Source organism: Pseudomonas sp. HS6 (assembly GCF_023375815.1).
In the GTDB taxonomy this organism is placed as follows: Bacteria; Pseudomonadota; Gammaproteobacteria; order Pseudomonadales; family Pseudomonadaceae; genus Aquipseudomonas.
In genome coordinates this window covers 2,243,417-2,260,748 of the sequence record NZ_CP067412.1, presented here as the reverse complement: position 1 = coordinate 2,260,748, position 17,332 = coordinate 2,243,417, and the positions used below count along the sequence as shown (strand labels likewise).

Below are 17,332 nucleotides of genomic sequence, written 5' to 3'. Positions count from 1 at the left end.
GTTACGTGTAACACCAACACCCTCACAGCCTCGCTTATGCGGGGCTTTTTCGTTTCTGGAGATTGGACTTTATGAGTTTCTTTCACGGCGTCACGACCACTGATGTCAAGACGGGGGCGCGCACCATCTCGCTGCCGTCGTCGTCGATTATCGGCCTGTGCGACACCTTCACGCCTGGTGTTCTCGGCGGCGGTACGGCCAAGGCGGGCGAGCTGAAGTTGATCACCACCGAGCGCGAAGCCATCGCCGCTTTCGGCCCTGACTCGGCGATCACCAAAGCCTGTCAGGCCATCTACGTCAAAGCCAAGGCGGTGATCGTCGCCATCGGCGTGGCCAAGCTGGAAGACGCCGCGCTGCAAACTTCGGCGATCATCGGCGGCGTCCTGGCCTCGGGTCAGCGCACCGGTTTGCAGGCTTTGCTCGACGGTAAAAGCCTGTTCAACGCGCAGCCGCGGCTGTTGATCGCGCCGGGTCATACCGCGACTAAGGCGGTGGTCACGGCGCTCGATAGCTTGGCGCAGAAACTGCGCGCCATCGGTATCATCGACGGACCTGGCACCACCGACGAGGCCGCCATGGCCTACGCCGAAAACTTCGGCAGCCGTAACCTGTTCATGGTCGACCCGGGCGTCAAGTATTGGGACACCATCACTAGCAAGACTGTCGACGCACCCGGTTCGGCTTGGGCGGCGGGGCTGTTTGCCTGGACAGATGCTGAATACGGTTTCTGGGCCTCGCCGTCGAACAAGGAGTTGACCGGCATCACCGGTACCGGTCGCGCAGTCGAATACCTGGACGGCGACGAGACCTGCCGGGCCAACCTGCTCAACAACGCCAATATCACCACGATCATTCGTGACGACGGTTACCGCCTGTGGGGCAACCGCACGCTGTCGAGCGATCCGAAGTGGGCATTCGTTACCCGCGTTCGCACGCTGTTCATCCTCATGGACGCGGTGCAGGCGGGACACAAATGGGCGGTCGACCGCTCGATCACCAAGACCTACGTGACCGATGTCACCAACGGTCTGAACGCATTCATGGCTGACCTCAAAGCCCAGGGCGCGATCATCAACTTTGAAGTGTTCCCCGACACCGAACTGAACACGGCCAGCCAGATCGCCCAGGGCAAGGTGTATTGGCGCATCCGTTTCACTGACGTGCCGCCGGCAGAAAACCCGAATTTCCTTTTCGAAGTCACCGATCAGTGGATGACCGAAGTGCTTGAAGCAGCCTAAGGGGGCGTAGCAAATGATTCCTCAGACTTTGTACAACACCAACCTGTTCGTCGACGGCGTGAACTTCTCCGGCGACGTGCCCAGCCTGACACTGCCCAAGCTGACCACCAAGACTGACGAATATCGTGGCGGCGGCATGGCCGGCCCCATCGAGATGGATCAGGGGCTTGAGAAAATGGAAGCCTCGTTTGTTACCAAGGGCGTGCGCCGTGAGTCGCTGAAGTACTTCGGTCTCGCTGACGGCACGGCGTTCAACGCCACGTTCCGAGGCGCCTTCAAGGGCCAGAAGGGGGCGGTGACAGCGGTGGTTGCCACCCTGCGCGGCCGGCTCAAAGAGGTCGATCTCGGTGATTGGAAAGCCGGCGACGCGGCCGAGATCAAACACGCCGTTGCGGTCACGTACTACAAGCTCGAAATCGACGGGCGCCTGATGTACGAGATCGACATGGTCGCCGGCATTCAAGTGATCGACGGCAAAGACCAACTCCTCGAAGTGCGCCAGGCGCTCGGCCTGTAAGGAAAGATTCAGATGAACCAAGCAATCGCTAAAAACCTTCCGGCCTGGCTGTCACTCAGTGCAGTCGGTGCCGTCGTAACGCTCACCCGCCCAAGCCAAGCCAATAGCATCGACGTCGAGACGTTGAACCTGCGCAACCCGACCGTGCGTGAAGTGCGTGCGGCTGACCGTGCTGCCAACGGCGATGATGAACAACGCGAACTGATGCTGTTCGCAGGTCTCGCCGAAGTCGGACTGAAGGATTTGGAAGGCCTCAAGCTGACGGATTATCGCCGCGTGCAAACGGCGTATTCGCACCTGGTACCGAAAACCGATTATTCGGAATCGATGCCGGCGTGGTTGTCGCTGACCACCGATCAGGTGCTGGTAACGCTGTCGTGCCCGAGTGAAATCAACGGTGTGACCGTCGACAAGCTGGCCTTGCGTTCACCGACCGTGGGCGACGTACGAGCGGCCAACCGTGAGGTGGGTGGCGACGATGAGCAGCGCGAGCTGGTGTTGTTTGCTGCGTTGTCCGGCGCGTCGGTGGCGGATCTGGAGGGGCTGAAGCTGGTGGATTTTAACCGCTTGCAGGCCGGCTATTTTCGCATGGACAACGACGACGGGTTTTAACCCCAGCGTTATCAAGTTGGCGGCGAAACGTCTGGCGGCGGAAACCGGATTTTCCGCCGCCGAGATCCAGTCGATGCCGTTCGCGGATATGGTGTGGTGGCTCACGGATTGAGCCGCCATCGGTAGTGCTGGGCACAAGGGGGCCGTGATATGGCAAACAAACTCGCCCTCGGGCTGGTGATCGGCGGTGCCGTCAGTTCCACGGTCGGCGCCGCGTTCAACGATGTGACCGGGCGCATCCAGCGCCTTGAGGCAGAAGGCAAAAAAGCGCGCGTGCTGCAGCGCACGATTGGCGACACCATCCGCCTGCGCGAGGAATGGAAAAAGGCTCACGACACCGGCGCGGCCGGCGCGTCCAAATTACTCAACCGTTTGAACTCGAACCTCGACAGCTTGAAAAAACAAGGGGTCGAGGTCGGGCGACTGGAGAAAGCCTATCGCTCGATGGGGCAGACGGCCAACAAAGCCGAGCTGAAAGCCAAGGGTCATCAGCAGATTGATTCTGGCGTACAGGGCATGAAAGGCGCCGTCGGTGCGGCGGTAGTCGGTGTCGGTGCCATGGCGGTACCGACCAAGGTCAGCGCTGATTTCGGCGCGATTGTGCGTGATATCGCGATCAAGGCCGGCATTGCCAACAAGCCGCAAGAGCAGGAGATGTCGCGCAAGATCATCGACACCTCACGCGACACTGGCATGGCTCGCAACGATGTGGCCGACGTGGTCAATCAGTTGGTCGGCGCCGGTATGGACCTCAGCAAGGCGCTGGAGTATGCGCCCGTCGCGGCAAAGTTTGTCGTGGGGCAGGGATCCAGCGGCGTCGACACTGCGAAGATGATCAACGCCCTGGGGCAGAACGCCAAGATCACCGACCCCAAACAGATGCAGCAGGCGCTGGAGGCGATTGCCTACCAAGGACAGGCTGGCAGCTTTGAAGCGGCCGACATGGCCAAGTGGTTTCCGGAACTGCTGGCCAACATGGCCAGCAACGGCATCACCGGCCTGGATGCGGTGACGCAACTGGGTGCCATGTTGCAGGTGCAGATGAAGCAGGCCGGCAGTTCGGACGAAGCGGCCAACAACCTGAAAAACTGGATGGGCAAAATCGGTTCGACCGATACGGTTAAGGCTTACGAAAAAGCCGGGATCGACTACAAAGGATCGATGCAGACCGGTTTGCAAAACGGCATGTCGACGCTTGAGACCAGTATGGCGCTGGCTCAGAAATACATTCAGGCGACCGATCCAAAGCGCGCGGCGGCCATGGCCGAAGCCACGTCGAAAATCAGCAAGGAAGCCGATCCGGACAAGGCCAAGGCCATGATGGCCTCGCTGGAAGAATCTTTGCGCACCGGCGACCTGTTCGCCGACATGCAGGTCAAGGCCGCTCTGTCGGCCTACATGCAGAACAAGGCGCTGTACAGCCAGCTCAAAAACGATTCGCGTGAAGCGACCGGGATCCTCGACAAGAACCTCGCCGAGCGGCGTGAGTCGTCATCGCAGAAGTGGGCGGAAATGGCCCAGTCGATGGATGATGCCATGCGCAGCATCGGCGATGCCTTGCGGCCGGTGACGGACGTCGTCGCGGAGTCGTTGACCAAGGTCGCGAAGGGCATCACGTCGCTGTCTGACAGTTCGCCCGGCGTCGTGACGGGAATCGGTTTGGTCAGTGCCGCATTGGTTGGACTGTCCGGTCTGTATAGCTCTTTCAAGATGGGCAAAGGAATGCTCAACCTGGCACGCGGAGCCTTGGGTAAAGGCAAGTCAGGTGAGGTGCAAAAGGTCTTTGTGACCAACGCTGAGGATGGCGACGGCGGCGTCAATGCCGAACCTAAAGGAAAGGCCGGTAAAGCACTGTCGCTGGTTGAAGAAGGCCTCAAGGCAGTGGCGGCGTTGAAGGGTAAGCCGGCAGATAGCAGCAGTGATGCCGGGGAGGGCGGTGACAAGAAGCCCGGGAAATTCGATCTGGTCACCACTGGCCTCAAAGTCGTCTCGCTGGCCCAGGAAGCGGTCTCGGGCGGCAATGGTGAAGGCGAGGCGCGAGGTGGTGACGACGGAGTCAAAAAGGTTTTCGTCGTCAATGCCAACGCCCTGCGCGACCTCGGTGGCGCAGATGCCCCGGGCGAAACTCGCCGACGTGGACGCGGCTCACGGCGCAATGCCCCGCGGCGTCGGCCGCAGTCTCGCCCTGGCTCGTCGCGCCCACCGGTGTCGCGTCCCCCTGCTCCTGTTCCACGTCCGCCGGTTCCTGTGCCACGTCCACCCGTCCCAGTACCAAGGCCACCGATTCCTCCGGTGCCACCAGTTCCGACCGCTGCGATGTCCAAACTGACGGGGGTAGTACAGGCCGTCGGCAAGGTCGGCAAAGCTGCCAAGGGGATTCCCGGCGGTTCGCTGCTGGAGGCCGGTGCGATGGCGTTCGACACTTTCGAGAACGCCCAGACCCAGGACGAAAAAGCCGAAGGCTATGGTGCGGCCGCAGGCAACCTGGCCGGCACCATGGCCGGCGCAGCAGCTGGTGCCGCCATTGGTTCGGTGGTGCCCATCATCGGCACGGCCATCGGCGGCTTGATCGGTGCTTACCTCGGCAGTCAGGGCGGCGCGGCGCTGGGCGGATCGTTGGGTAAGTCGCTTTTTGGTGGCGAGGATGAAAAGCCCGAACAGACGGCAAAGGCACCGGTGCCAACCACGCCGCTCATGATGGCGTCAGCGGGCCAGCAAGGACCGGCGCTGGGGGATGTTGCGCGCTCGATGGCGGTGACGGCGCCGCTCAAGTCGGCGGCGCTGGCCATTCAGCCCAAGGAGCCAGAAAAACCGGTGCCGGCCAAGGTGGACCAGCAGTTCCAGTATTCGCTGAGCATGCCGGTCACTGTGCAGGGCGACGTCAAGGACCCGCAAACCTTGGCGCAGGATCTGATGCCACACATGCAGCGAATGATGGCGGATGCGGCGAAGAGTAACGCCGCCAAGCTCTACGACGAACCCCATGTTTAAGGAGGTTTCATGGCTTACATGGAGCAGATGCAATCGAGTCTGAAGTACCTGGTCGAGGCAGCGGAAACCGGGCGGCGCAGTGCTGACGGCATGTTGACCCCGGTCAACGGTGCGATCCGCGAACTGACCGGCGCCGCGTCCGAGCTGGAGAACATTCCGTTTGTTGGTCCGGCCATCGGCGCCAAGCTTCAGCGGGTGATGCGCGGCGTCGACGCGGCCCAGGCCAAGGTTGGTCAAGTGGTCGCGGTGTACGGTCGTGCCACCCGGGCGGCGGCTGAAGTGCAGGATCGGCTTGGCACGTTGAAGGAACAGGCGGGCAAGGCGGCCACGGCGATCAACAACGTCGCTGGCAAGGTCAGCCCATCGCTGGCCAACATCGTTCCCACCAGTTCCTTTGCCGGGGAGGCCACGCCGGCGCCGGAGGCGGTGAAGCCATTCCCGCACCTGATGATCATTCAGCCGCGCGATCCGAAAATTGAGCCGTACTACTTCAACCTCGACACGGCGGCCTTTGATGAGCTGAGCCGATCGACCGAATTTCGCTGGGCTTCGCAGGAGCGGCTGACGCGCCGCCCGGCGAAGCAGGCCATCGGTATGGGCGATGAAAAGTTGACGCTCAAGGGCACGATCTACCCGGGCTTCAAAGGCGGCTTGAAGCAGCTCGACATGCTGCGTTCCATCGGGGCCAGGCTACAACCGCTGACCCTGACCATGGGTTATGGCGAGGTGATCGGGACGTGGTGTTTGAAGACTATTAACGATGAACGGGGCGCGTTTTTGCATGGCGGGATTGCCCGCAAACAGGGTTTTACTTTGGAGTTTGAGCGATATGGCGACGACATGCAGGACGTCTGATGGCGACATGCTCGATGTCATTTGCAACAACGTTTACGGCCATCTGAATGGTAGCGTCGAGGCTGTGCTCGATGCCAATCAGGGGCTGGCCGATGAACCTCAGCCGTTCCGGTCCGGCGTGATTATCGTCCTGCCGGATCTGCCTATGCCGACCGAAGAAGGCATCTCGCTTTGGAATTGATGAACTACAGTCATTTTGTAGCCACAAAAGGACTTGCAGCTATAACCCCTTCAAAACCCGCCTTGGCGGGTTTTTTTATGGAAAAAATCCATGACTCCAATGTTTCGAATCGTCGCCGATAGAGCCGATGTCACGGCCAAGATCAATGATCGGCTGTTGTTGCTGCGTACCTCTGACAAGCCGGGCATGGAGTCCGACGAGTTTGAGTTGCGTATCGACGACCGTGACGGGCAAGTGCAATTACCTCGGCGTGGCAGTTCAATCGAGATCTACCTGGGTTATGCCGAAACGACCTTGGCGCGCATGGGCAGTTACACCGTGGACACGGTCGAGGTATCAGGCCCACCGGATACCATCGTGATCAAGGGCAAGGCCAGCGACATGCGTGGCAGTGGCAAGACTATCCGTAGCGGAAGCTGGGAAGACGTGCCGCTGTCGAAGATCGTGGCTGACGTCGCCGCGCGCAATGGCTGGCAGCCGGTTTGTCCGGTGTCGACCAAGGTCGCCCGGGTCGATCAGCTCAACGAGTCCGATTTTAATTTCATCACCCGTCTGGCCAAGCAGTACGACTGCACAGCGAAGGTCGCCGATAGCAAGCTGTTGGTGATGCCGCGTCAGGGTGGCCAGACAGCCAGCGGCAAGGCGTTTGGCGCCGTTACCCTGACTCGACGCGACCTCAGCCGTTGGCAGTTCAGTCTCGGTGATCGCAACTCACACAAGGCGGTGACGACCAAGCATCAGGACAAGAAGAACGGCAAGCTCGCGGTGGTCACCATCGACAATGATGACGCTCCGGATGGCCTGCCGGCAGTGCATACCGACCGCCATATCTATCCGAACAAGACCGCTGCTGAGGCAGCGGCCAAGGCCCGCTTGTCGGCGTTCAATCGCTCGACCGCCGATGTTCGGCTGGAGATGCCCGGGCGAACGGACATCTTCGCCGAGCGTTCCATCATCGCTCAGGGGTTCAAGGTCGGGCTTGATGGCGAATACCTGGCGGATTCGGTCGAGCAAGTGTTCACCCAATCCGGCTGGTCGACCACGGTCGAATGCAATGCCGGCAAAGCCGGTAAATCCAAAGGCAAGAAAAAGAAAGGACCAAAAGCGCCACTCAAGGTGGTGAACGTCGAAAAGCAGTAGCCGCATCCCATCGCCGCCTGAGTGCGGTTTTTTTACGTCTGGAGTTTGTATGTCCATCACTGAACAACAGCTGCAAAGCATCATGCCCAACGCCCGCCGCCAAGCGGGCGTTTTTGTATCCGCCCTCAACGCAGCCATGGCCCACCGGCAGATCAACACGCCGAAACGGCAAGCCGCGTTTCTGGCGCAAGTCGGTCACGAGTCGGGTCAGCTGCAGTATGTACGGGAGCTGGGCGGCGAGCAGTACCTGAGCAAATACGACACCGGCAACCTGGCTGCGAAACTGGGCAACACCCCGGCAGCGGATGGTGATGGCCAGCGCTATCGCGGTCGCGGTCTGATCCAGGTCACCGGTCACGACAATTATCTACGCTGCAGCTTGGCGCTGTTCGGCGACGAGCGATTGCTGCGCACCCCTAAGCTACTGGAGCTGCCGCAGTGGGCCGCTGAATCGGCCGCGTGGTTCTGGTCCGTGAATGGGCTGAACGCACTGGCAGATCAAAACGAGTTCAACACGATCACCCGCAGGATCAACGGTGGCCTCAACGGCCTACAGGATCGGCTGGAGTTGTGGGGGCGGGCGAGGGCGGTGCTATGCGTCTCGGCGAACTGATCCCGACGCCGTATCGACTGGTGGCCAAAGGTGTGCTGCTGGCCGTTTTAGCCGGTGCTTCCGCCGCCATCGCCTGGCAATTACAGGATTGGCGCTACGGCAAACATCTCGCAGAGCAGGCCCGACTCCACACCGAAACGCTCAATCAGATAACCCTTGCTTCGGCCGCTCAGCAGCGTGCCGAACAGGATAAACGCCTCGCGCTCGAGCAGCGCCTGGCAACCAGTGAACAAACCCATTACCGAGCCTTGAGTGATGCCCAACGTGATCAAGTTCGCCTACGCGACCGTCTTGCCACTGCTGATCTGCGCCTGTCAGTCCTACTCGACGCCACCGCCGGCGCCGGCAACGGATCGCTGTCAGCCACCACCGCCACCGGCGGCGTGGTTCATGGCCCCACAAGAGCCGAACTTGACCCAGCGCATGCTCAACGAATTATCGGCGTCACCGATGACGGCGACCGGGGGCTGATTGCCCTCGCGGCCTGTCAGGCATACGCCAAAGAAGTTTCAACACCGAAGTAAAAAGAGCGGCCGGTCCAGATGCGTCAACATCCGGATCGACCGCCGTCCCTGCAGATGGTCCCTGCAAGTCCAGCCAAGGCTCTTGCTCCGTGCACAAAGCGCGGCGAGCCTAGCACCTGTTTATCCATACAGTAAAGGTCTTGCTTTTTATGTCTACACCCATCATCCCTTGGATGGGCGGCAAACGCCGCCTGGCCGACCGCCTCATTCCGCTTTTTCCGCCACACGAATGCTACGTTGAAGTCTTTGCCGGCGGTGCCGCGCTCTACTTCATGAAGCCCCAGCCATCGCCGGTCGAAGTCCTCAATGACATCAACGGCGACCTGGTCACGCTTTACCGCGTCGTGCAGAACCATCTCGAAGAGTTCGTGCGCCAATTCAAATGGGCGCTCAGTTCGCGGCAGGTATTCGAATGGCAGAAAATGACCCGCCCCGAAACCCTCACGGACATCCAGCGCGCCGCCCGATTCTTCTACCTGCAACACCATGCCTTTGCCGGCAAGGTCTCGGGTCAGACGTTCGGCACGGCGACCACCGCACCGGCCATCAACCTGCTACGCATCGAGGAAAACCTCTCGGCCGCGTGGCAGCGCCTGTCCGGCACCTACGTCGAAAACCTCCCCTGGCTTGAATGCGCAGAGCGCTACGACCGTGCCCACACCTTCCACTACATGGATCCGCCTTACTGGCAAACCGCCGGCTATGGCGTGGACTTTCCGTTCGAAAACTACGAACGGATGGCCGACTTCATGCGTCGCTGCAAAGGCAAAGTGATGGTTAGCATCAACGACCACCCGGACATCCGTCGCGTGTTCGCGGGCTTCCACTTCGAAACATTGGACATTCGCTACACCACGACCAACCAGCGGCAGGGGAAGGCTGAAGTCAGCGGTGAGCTAGTAATCATGAATTGGGAGCCAGCAGCGTTGGGCGGATTGTTCTGACGGTTGCCGGTTATCATTTCTTTAGTTACCCGCCACCCGTTTATCTGATATTTCCTACAGAAATTGACCGCGTGCCGTTCTGAACGTTAACTGTATATTCGTACAGTATCGGAAGTCGTGCGTCATGAGCTTTTCAATCCTAGGCCCTATTGATGTGGCCGGTCGGAAATTACCTCTTTGTCTTTTTCGGGTGCCGGCTGGGTTTCCTTCGCCTGCAGCAGATCACATCGAAGCCCACATCTCGCTTGACGAAGTGCTCAACATTCGTGCCCCGCATGTTTACTTGGTGAAAATTGCCGGAGAGAGCATGCAAGGGGCAGGGATCTTTGACGGCGATTTGGCGGTAGTGGATCGTTCTCTGGAGCCGGCGCACGGGCATATTGTTGTTGCGTTGCTTAACAATGATCCGCTTTGCAAGCGTCTGTGCATCCGTGGAAAAGAGGTGATCCTCCTGTCCGAAAATCCCAAGTACCCACCGCGTTACGTGCTGGAAGGCGATGAGCTGGCGATCTGGGGCGTGATTATTGGTAGCGTGCGCAGTCATGTCTAGGCAGGTGCCGGTTTTCGGCCTGATCGATTGCAACAGCTTTTACGCCAGCTGCGAGCGAGTGTTTCGTCCTGACCTGGCAAAGGTTCCCATCGTTGTCTTATCGAATAACGACGGTTGCGTCATCGCCCGCAGCTACGACGCCAAGCCATACGTGAAAATGGGCGAGCCGTACTTCCAGATCAAACACAAACTAAAGCAGCACGGCATCGTTCCGTTCTCATCGAACTACGCGCTATACGGTGACATGAGTGAGCGAGTAATGACGCTGATCGAGTCCATGGTGCCCGCAGTCGAGGTCTATAGCATCGACGAAGCCTTCGTCGATCTCACCGGCATCACCGATTTGGACGGCCTCGGTCGGCAGATTCGGGCTGAGGTACTAAGATGCGCTGGAATTCCTGTGGGCGTTGGTATTGCTCCGACCAAGACCTTGGCCAAGCTGGCCAACCATACGGCCAAGCGCTTGCAGGCGCAGACAGGTGGAGTTGTCAATATTTGTGACCCAACGAAGCGTGACTGGGTGCTGCGCAACACTGATGTTTCAGAGGTGTGGGGTGTAGGGCGTCGAATGAAAGCGCACCTGGATAACATGGGAATCAGAAGTGCGATGGATTTGGCCAAAGCTGACCCTTGGACACTGCGCAAAAACTTCAGTGTGGTGATCGAAAAGACGGCTCGCGAACTGGCGGGCACTTCCTGTCTGGAACTAGATGAACCCGATCCGCCGAAGCAGGAGATCTGCTGCAGCCGAATGTTCGGCACCCGGTTAACGGAACTTGCACCGATCAAGGAAGCGGTGGCCACGTACATGATGCGCGCGTCGGAAAAGCTCAGGGCGCAAAAATCGCTATGCAAGAAAGTGCGCGTGAGCATCCGTACCGGGATGTTCAATCCTGAGGAGGCGAAGTACGCCAATGGTGTGGTGATCGATATGCCTTACCCGACAGATGATGTCCGGCTGCTGACCAAGGCCGCAGTTGACGCGCTGGATCGGGTGTATCGCACTGGTTTCAAGTACAGCAAAGCGGAGGTATTGCTGATGAGCCTATGTCAGCCAGGCGAATACACAGATGACCTGTTTGCAGCTTCTCAACCAACCGAAGCTACCAAGGTCATGGCCGTACTGGATCAGATCAACGAACGGTGGGGAAGGGGGACACTTCGAGCGGCGAGCGTTCCTAGCAACCCAGAGTGGGCCATGCGGCGTGAGATGATGAGCCAGAGCTACACGACTCGCTTGGATGAATTGTGGACGATCAACTGTCGCTAGTAAGCCGTCCGCTTTCGGCCAAAAGCAGACGTTCAGGAACGACTGATTCCGGCCAATAGCAGACGTTCGACTACGTCCGCTGACGACCCATAGTCGCCCTTCGCCTAGGGCAGATCATGGCCAAGGCCACAGCATCAGCTCAAAATGTCAGCGATGTCAGAAGCGTATCAGCGCGTAGGCTAGGTAAAGATAAAACAGCTAGCAGTTGGAGTTCCTTTTCGAACCGAGTAGGCTCCGAACGATCAGGCCTGCTTAACATAAACAGTGTTGAAAGCATCGATAGGAAAAATTGATAATTAGCATAATTGCAATTGCGCAGTTGTTTTCCTCCAAAACAGAAACGACACTTCAACATGATCAGTTAATTGAAAATGCATAAACTATCTAGGTTAATTCGGCGGAAAGCTTAGCAACTTCAAATGACTTGATATACATATCAGTCTTCCGCATCACGTCAAGCGCAACCGGAGACTCCATACCATTCCCATTCGCTAAATCCATTAGTTCTCTACCAGCTGAGCTTAACATTCTGAAGTAGATCCTAGCCAGCTGATGAACCGATACATTACCCACTCCAGTATACAAAGTACTAGTCGCTGGGTATTTAGTATTGAGATCCTTCCAAAAGTCTAAATCTTCGTAATGCGAGCCCCACGCCTTGACAACGACATCCGAATGAACCAAAAACAACAAGTACGTACAAAAGAAAAAATCCCAACCACCCTCCTTAAAGTACCCATTAAAAGTATGGAGCCTCTTGAGGATAGCCTCCAAATCTCGTATCTGAAAATTGAACGCCATTACTAGCGCTTTAAAAACAATCTGGTGTGAATTTAGTTTTTTACTAAAAACTGATGTCGGGGCTGGTTCGACGAAATCGCCAAATCCGAATTGAGGTCTCCCACCAGCCATTTCAAAAACCTTGTAATTATTAAATGGAGGACAAATCTCACTCTTTATGTTGGTCGCAATCCAATTATCAATAAGCGTGTTATCTAGCTTGAACGTCGAATCAAAAAATCTTTTAAGATAGCGTTTTGAAGAGAATCCTGCGCCATAGACAGCACAAATGGAATGTGCCAACTGGTCAGTATCAGTTGCGATGACGAACCGGCATCCCTCGATTGCAAAAAAATGCTTAACACGCTCGAGCAATTCGATTGCGTACGTAGGACGGCAACGATCTAGCTCATCGATAAAAATATAGACTGGCTTACCTTCACTGTTACTGCTCGCAGCTTTAAATAGCTCACCAAGCGAAGACCGAAAGTGGTCAACCGCAGTTAATGCCTCTTGGTTTTTATTTAGAATTTTTTCCACGAATTTTTCTGCTGCCTCAGCGGTAACCTCGCCATCTAAAACCTCGAGAAAATCTTCACCAAGATGTTTTTTTGCCGCAGCCTTAATAACTGAAGGAGCTATTGCAACAGCTAACTCCCCCGCCCTCTTCGTAAATTCTTTTACCTTTCCCTTAATCTGACTTGGCTTTCCGCCCTGAGCAGAAAGCTGATCGCGAATAACAGAAACGAGTGATAAAAGAGGGTCACCCAAAAAATCATTTTCCCAAGCATTGAAGTAAACCACGGGGCGCAAGTTTTCACTTAAAAGCTGAAGCCTCCAATTTTTTAGGAAGTATGTTTTTCCAGCCCCCCAGGGAGAGTCGAGATTTAATACACGACAGATATCTTCATCCAAATAATTGGATAGAAAATCGGCCCTCACTTTACGCTCGAATAAATCATCACCCCAAGCCATGTAACTCATAAATTTTCTCCATGCAGAACTATATTTACTATCATGAATCCCTAAAAATTACCACGCGCGTTCATTATAGGAGGGAATGGATTTTCTAGATCGATAAAAATGCCATCTCCCCCCCCTCCATACCAAGGTGATTTGCGTTTTCTGCAACAACTTCTACACATTCCCTAAAAGCCACTACTGACGTCCCTATCAATTGCCGCGCTCAAGGTGTGATTGAGCAGGAGCAGTGTCAGTGCATCTGCCGCGGCGATGTTGGAGTTTTAAATCTTTGGGATAGGTTCGTCCTTGAACGAGGTTTTCGGAGAGCGTAGTTCAAGGCGCAGACCAGGGAGTAGTAACCCAATCGATTAGAACGTCTGCTTCTGGCCGATAGCTGTCGCTCACGAACGACGCTTCGGCCAATAGCCTAGCTAGCGCTGGTCACAACTCCACACTGAGTCCGCGCAGGCCCTCGCTGTCGGCAAAACGCCCGACCGCCGTCAGGCTCGCCCGGGTGCGCAGCGTCTCACGGCGCGAGCGCACCGGCACCCAGCGGGCACCGCTGCTGCCCAAGCGAATCGACAAGCCCAACCAAGGCACGCAGGACGTCTTCATGGATCGCCTTGCCGATCATCCGCCCAGCTCCACATAACGGTTGTGAGCGGCCGTTTCTAGCACGATAGAGAGGTGTTCGACGTCGGCCGCGTTCAGCGCGTTTAAAGTCTCGATGCCGAGGACAAATCCTTCGGCGCGGCCCGTGTCGCGCAGCAGTTCACCAAGACCGCTCGCGTTATTGATAGCGGCCAGTAACTTGGACGCTTGGGCGCGAATGGCACCCGGCAAGTTCAGTTCGGATAATGTCTCATTCATGCTCACTCCCATTTCCAGCCGTTGAGGTTGGCCGGCGGTTCGGACGGTAGTTCATACTGTTCAACATCGATCAGCAGCCAGCCGCCGTCGGGTTGATTGCTGCCGTCGACGATCGGTCCCTGCAGCAGTAGTCCGCCGGGTAAAACCACCTGCACGGCATTGGCTTCCTTCGGGCCTTGCAGGTAACGGTCGAATTCAATGCGAAAGCGCTTCGGATCGACGTTGCGCACTCGGATATTCAGCTTCAGGGTGGTCAGCTTGTTCGCTGGCTGGCCTCGGTACAGGGCCAACACCCCGACCGTCGCCAAGCCTTCATAGGCGTAAGACATAAACCCAAATCCTGTTCCTGTGAGATCGGCCTGGGTATTTTCCAGGCTGCTACGGGTCGGTAGACCAGTCCCGGCGGTGGTGGTTTCCGTGGCCCCACAAAAAGGCCCCCACACCTGACTCAAGTGTGGGGGCCGATTGAACATAAACGGCGTTCTGTCTACTGGCTCACAGTAGCCGCTCTCAACGCCGGACGGGCAAGCTCACGCTGAACGTCGTGCCCTGCTCCTGCGTCGACTCGACCGCGATCGTTCCCCCATGGCCCTCGACAATCTGCGTGGCAATGAACAATCCCAGCCCCAGCCCCGACGATGCGCTGTGTTCTCCAGCGGAGTACCTGGAGTAACGACCTTCCGGACTGAACAGTGAGGGCAGCGCACTGGCCGGGATCGGCGTGCCGTGGTTCAGCACGCTAAAACGTGCGGTGGTGCCATCCCCGCTCACGGAAACATGAATGGGTTGATGGGCGTTGCCGTGTCGCACGGCGTTACCAATCAGATTCGTAAACACCTGAGCCATGCGTGATGGATCGTATTGACCCGTGACCGCCTCGTTGTCGGGGAAAATGATTTGCGCATTGGGATGGGCGACCGCGAGTTCGTCCACCACGGCTTTGCACAACGCCGTCAGGTCCGTCGTTTCCGGTAGCACCGGAATGCCGGTGCCCAAGTTGCAGCGCGCAAGGTCCAGCAGATCGCTGACCATCAGGTTCGCCGATTTTGCGCTGGTCGTAATCTGCGCAATTATTCGATGCTTGCGCGTACCTGGCTCTTCACTTTGACTCAACAGATCGGCGCCTAAGGCCACGGCACTCAAGGGTGTGCGCAAATCATGGCCCAACACGCCCAGGACTGTTTTTCGAGTTTGCTCCACGGCCTGCCCATATGTGGCGATGGACTCGACAAGCGCCTGATCGATGGCTTCATTGAATCGGATCATGTCCGAAATTTGATGTGTGTCCCCTGTGTATCCTTGGTCCAGCCAGAGTCTGAGGACACTTGAGCGAAGTGCGCGATATTCGGAAACCATTTGGTCAAGGGTGAAACCCGCCACCAGTCGAGTGATGGCGTGGCTCTGAGCTGCCGACTCGCCTCCGGCGACCGGACCCAGCCCAAGAGACTTGTCGATCTGCTCTTGAGAGGTTTGAGAGGTCCGCATGTCCAGCGCGACCGCCCGCAGAATAAACTCGGCATGGTTTCTTAAACTGCCGGCGTCCATAATCGGCAGCGGAGTATCCACTGACCGGGCGAACGTCTCCCATGCTTGCAGTATTGGTTCCTGATGAAAAAGGATGAAATCTGAAAGTCGCATGGCAATCTCATTGATCGTCCCATTTATTGTGAAGGCAGCAATCGGACGGATTTGTTCGGTAAATTCAGACTAGCGGAATGCCGATAATCGGCAATCACTTGGCTACAAAGCGCCACTCGTCGGCGCTTTGAAACAACCGCTATTATCAAGATGACAAACGAGGAAACGGCCGGAAACGTATGCATATGTCACTATCAGTGCTGCTCGTCGAAGATGATCAAATACTGCGCACGCTGATTGCGGATGCGATCACGTTATTGGATATAACGGTGATTGATTGCGGCTCGGCGGAACACGCTTTGTCCGTATTGGAAAGCTCCTCCTCAATTGCGCTCGTGATGACTGACATCCGGATGCCGGGGTGTATGGACGGACTGGATTTGGCCCAAGTGATCTGGTCACGTTGGCCCACGTTGCCGGTCATCATTACGTCCGGTCATACGTCGGCACTTGACGGACTTCCGGCCAACGCCACGTTTCTGGCGAAGCCATGGACGATCGACCAATTGCACCAAGCGATTAGGATATCTCTCCCGGCATAGGTCGGATCTAGGGCGAGTTCTTCGTTTTACACTCCGCGTCTGCCTCAACTCGGGTGGGATAGGACTCAGGCAGACGGCACTTCTCTTCGTTGTCGTAAATGTTGAAACACGAGGGCACCGTAGTGGCATAGAAGCGGGCGCCTTCGCGCCTCAGACCGGTTTTCGCCGGTGCCGCTGGTACTGCAACAAATCTCGCTGCCATCTCATCACCTGCGGTCTGTAAGGTTTCGGTCACTTGTAGGGGCGAATGAACTTCGCTTCTACTGACCATTCTTCCATCCCATAAATGGGTGCAGGTTAGGTGACGGCTCAAAGGCAAAAGTTCAACACAGTCAAACGCCAACCTCCGCTACTGAATTGGAGTTGTCGTCCATTCGCCCTCTCAGAATCAAAGCGCAACATCCTATATACGCCGCAGTCGCAGGATCGCGTCGGTTAGCGCTTGTGCATTTGTGTCCAACGTTTCCATCGCCATACTTGCGTTAAGGGCAATATCCTCTGCGCCATTCTCTGAAAGCCATTTCGTGAACTCATCTATCGCGGCTCCGATCGCGTGCTGGTTGTGTAGCAGCAAGGTCAGCGCATCCGCCGTGGCAATGTTGGATTCAGAGTTATTTGGCATGGGATCCGTCCTGGAGTGAGTGGCTTGGAGAGCCTAGTTCATCTCTCCAGATCAGAAAGACCTAAGGCTCATTCAGCAGCCTTTTTTTCGCACCAGAACAGTGCGCCAGTCCCATATCAGTCCCATGGGGCTATTTTTCAGACGCCAAAAACCACAAACCCCAGATTTTCTCTAGGAAAATCATGGGTTTGCGTTTTCAGAATGTGGCGGTGAAGGAGAGATTCGAACTCACAATCCTTATAAGCCTTGTAGCTGACACATTCACACACGCTCATTCCTCCTAACCAGCTCACTCACTTGTACCGGTAGCACCCTAGGTGGGCGGTGGTCGTCGCATGCTTAAAATTTGCTACAACGGATCGCAGTTTCGAGACTTTAGCCAATCAGACCAGGGGGAAGGTGGGCTACTGCACCCAATCCATCATCGGCGCGACGGAGAAACGGCGGGAGAGTGGGGCGGGTGTGGCGGTGATTGGGGGCAT

18 protein-coding genes and 1 pseudogene are annotated in these 17,332 nt (G+C 56.9%); 13 read left to right on the top strand and 6 right to left on the bottom strand.

The annotated features are described in order from the left end of the window. The first annotated feature begins 71 nt into the window (after window positions 1–71). From JJN09_RS10380 to umuC, 12 genes are all read left to right on the top strand, one after another. Window positions 72–1,238, top strand: a complete 1,167-nt coding sequence (locus JJN09_RS10380) for a phage tail sheath family protein (RefSeq protein WP_249490040.1) — start codon at window positions 72–74, stop codon at window positions 1,236–1,238. 13 nt (window positions 1,239–1,251) lie between these two features. Next, entirely contained in the window at window positions 1,252–1,755 is a 504-nt protein-coding gene (locus JJN09_RS10375) for a phage major tail tube protein (RefSeq protein ID WP_073473004.1), read from the top strand. 12 nt (window positions 1,756–1,767) lie between these two features. Next, window positions 1,768–2,367, top strand: a complete 600-nt coding sequence (locus JJN09_RS29720; RefSeq protein ID WP_368388979.1) for a phage tail assembly protein — start codon at window positions 1,768–1,770, stop codon at window positions 2,365–2,367. Window positions 2,368–2,517: 150 nt separating this feature from the next. After that, complete coding sequence (locus JJN09_RS10360) at window positions 2,518–5,358, top strand: phage tail tape measure protein (protein ID WP_249490039.1); 2,841 nt, start codon at window positions 2,518–2,520, stop codon at window positions 5,356–5,358. A 9-nt stretch (window positions 5,359–5,367) separates the two neighbouring features. Then, window positions 5,368–6,213: a phage tail protein gene (locus JJN09_RS10355; protein WP_249490038.1), complete on the top strand. Its 846-nt coding sequence runs from the start codon at window positions 5,368–5,370 to the stop codon at window positions 6,211–6,213. After that, entirely contained in the window at window positions 6,188–6,394 is a 207-nt protein-coding gene (locus JJN09_RS10350) for a tail protein X (RefSeq protein WP_073472996.1), read from the top strand. The genes JJN09_RS10355 and JJN09_RS10350 overlap by 26 nt, the downstream gene beginning before the upstream one ends. A gap of 90 nt (window positions 6,395–6,484) precedes the next feature. Continuing rightward, window positions 6,485–7,534 (top strand): phage late control D family protein, encoded by a 1,050-nt coding sequence (locus tag JJN09_RS10345; RefSeq protein WP_249490037.1) that lies wholly within the window; start codon window positions 6,485–6,487, stop codon window positions 7,532–7,534. Window positions 7,535–7,583: 49 nt separating this feature from the next. After that, window positions 7,584–8,147 carry a glycoside hydrolase family 19 protein gene (locus tag JJN09_RS10340; protein ID WP_249490036.1) on the top strand — a complete coding sequence of 188 codons (564 nt, stop codon included), beginning with the start codon at window positions 7,584–7,586 and terminating at the stop codon, window positions 8,145–8,147. Next, window positions 8,129–8,671, top strand: coding sequence for a lysis protein (locus tag JJN09_RS10335; protein WP_249490035.1), 543 nt, complete (start codon window positions 8,129–8,131; stop codon window positions 8,669–8,671). The genes JJN09_RS10340 and JJN09_RS10335 overlap by 19 nt, the downstream gene beginning before the upstream one ends. A gap of 149 nt (window positions 8,672–8,820) precedes the next feature. Continuing rightward, window positions 8,821–9,615, top strand: a complete 795-nt coding sequence (locus JJN09_RS10330; protein ID WP_249490034.1) for a DNA adenine methylase — start codon at window positions 8,821–8,823, stop codon at window positions 9,613–9,615. Window positions 9,616–9,739: 124 nt separating this feature from the next. Next, window positions 9,740–10,165: a LexA family transcriptional regulator gene (locus JJN09_RS10325; protein ID WP_249490033.1), complete on the top strand. Its 426-nt coding sequence runs from the start codon at window positions 9,740–9,742 to the stop codon at window positions 10,163–10,165. Beyond that, the gene (umuC, locus tag JJN09_RS10320; protein WP_249490032.1) at window positions 10,158–11,435 is read left to right on the top strand and encodes a translesion error-prone DNA polymerase V subunit UmuC; all 1,278 of its coding nucleotides are present in this window, start codon (window positions 10,158–10,160) and stop codon (window positions 11,433–11,435) included. Before JJN09_RS10325 ends, umuC begins: the two co-directional genes overlap by 8 nt. Window positions 11,436–11,819: 384 nt before the next feature. On the opposite strand, the gene JJN09_RS10315 is transcribed toward umuC, so the two are convergent. The 5 genes and pseudogenes from JJN09_RS10315 to JJN09_RS10295 all read right to left on the bottom strand — a co-directional run bounded on the left by JJN09_RS10315 (window position 11,820) and on the right by JJN09_RS10295 (window position 15,686). Then, window positions 11,820–13,199 carry a P-loop NTPase fold protein gene (locus JJN09_RS10315; protein ID WP_249490031.1) on the bottom strand — a complete coding sequence of 460 codons (1,380 nt, stop codon included), beginning with the start codon at window positions 13,197–13,199 and terminating at the stop codon, window positions 11,820–11,822. A 420-nt stretch (window positions 13,200–13,619) separates the two neighbouring features. Next, window positions 13,620–13,812, bottom strand: a pseudogene (locus tag JJN09_RS10310) (hypothetical protein). After that, entirely contained in the window at window positions 13,809–14,048 is a 240-nt protein-coding gene (locus tag JJN09_RS10305; RefSeq protein WP_249490030.1) for a hypothetical protein, read from the bottom strand. The pseudogene JJN09_RS10310 and the gene JJN09_RS10305 overlap by 4 nt, the downstream one beginning before the upstream one ends. Window positions 14,049–14,050: 2 nt before the next feature. Further along, a complete protein-coding gene (locus tag JJN09_RS10300; protein WP_249490029.1) occupies window positions 14,051–14,377 on the bottom strand; it encodes a hypothetical protein in 327 nt (108 codons plus the stop codon). Between the two features lie 181 nt (window positions 14,378–14,558). Continuing rightward, on the bottom strand, window positions 14,559–15,686 hold the full coding sequence (locus tag JJN09_RS10295) for a HAMP domain-containing sensor histidine kinase (RefSeq protein ID WP_249490028.1): 1,128 nt from the start codon (window positions 15,684–15,686) through the stop codon (window positions 14,559–14,561). Window positions 15,687–15,871: 185 nt separating this feature from the next. Here JJN09_RS10295 and JJN09_RS10290 point away from each other — a divergent pair, with 185 nt between their 5' ends. Next, on the top strand, window positions 15,872–16,228 hold the full coding sequence (locus JJN09_RS10290; protein WP_249490027.1) for a response regulator: 357 nt from the start codon (window positions 15,872–15,874) through the stop codon (window positions 16,226–16,228). A 403-nt stretch (window positions 16,229–16,631) separates the two neighbouring features. Here the strand turns inward: JJN09_RS10290 and JJN09_RS10285 are convergent, their stop codons facing one another. After that, on the bottom strand, window positions 16,632–16,850 hold the full coding sequence (locus tag JJN09_RS10285) for a hypothetical protein (protein ID WP_249490026.1): 219 nt from the start codon (window positions 16,848–16,850) through the stop codon (window positions 16,632–16,634). Window positions 16,851–17,332: the final 482 nt, after the last annotated feature.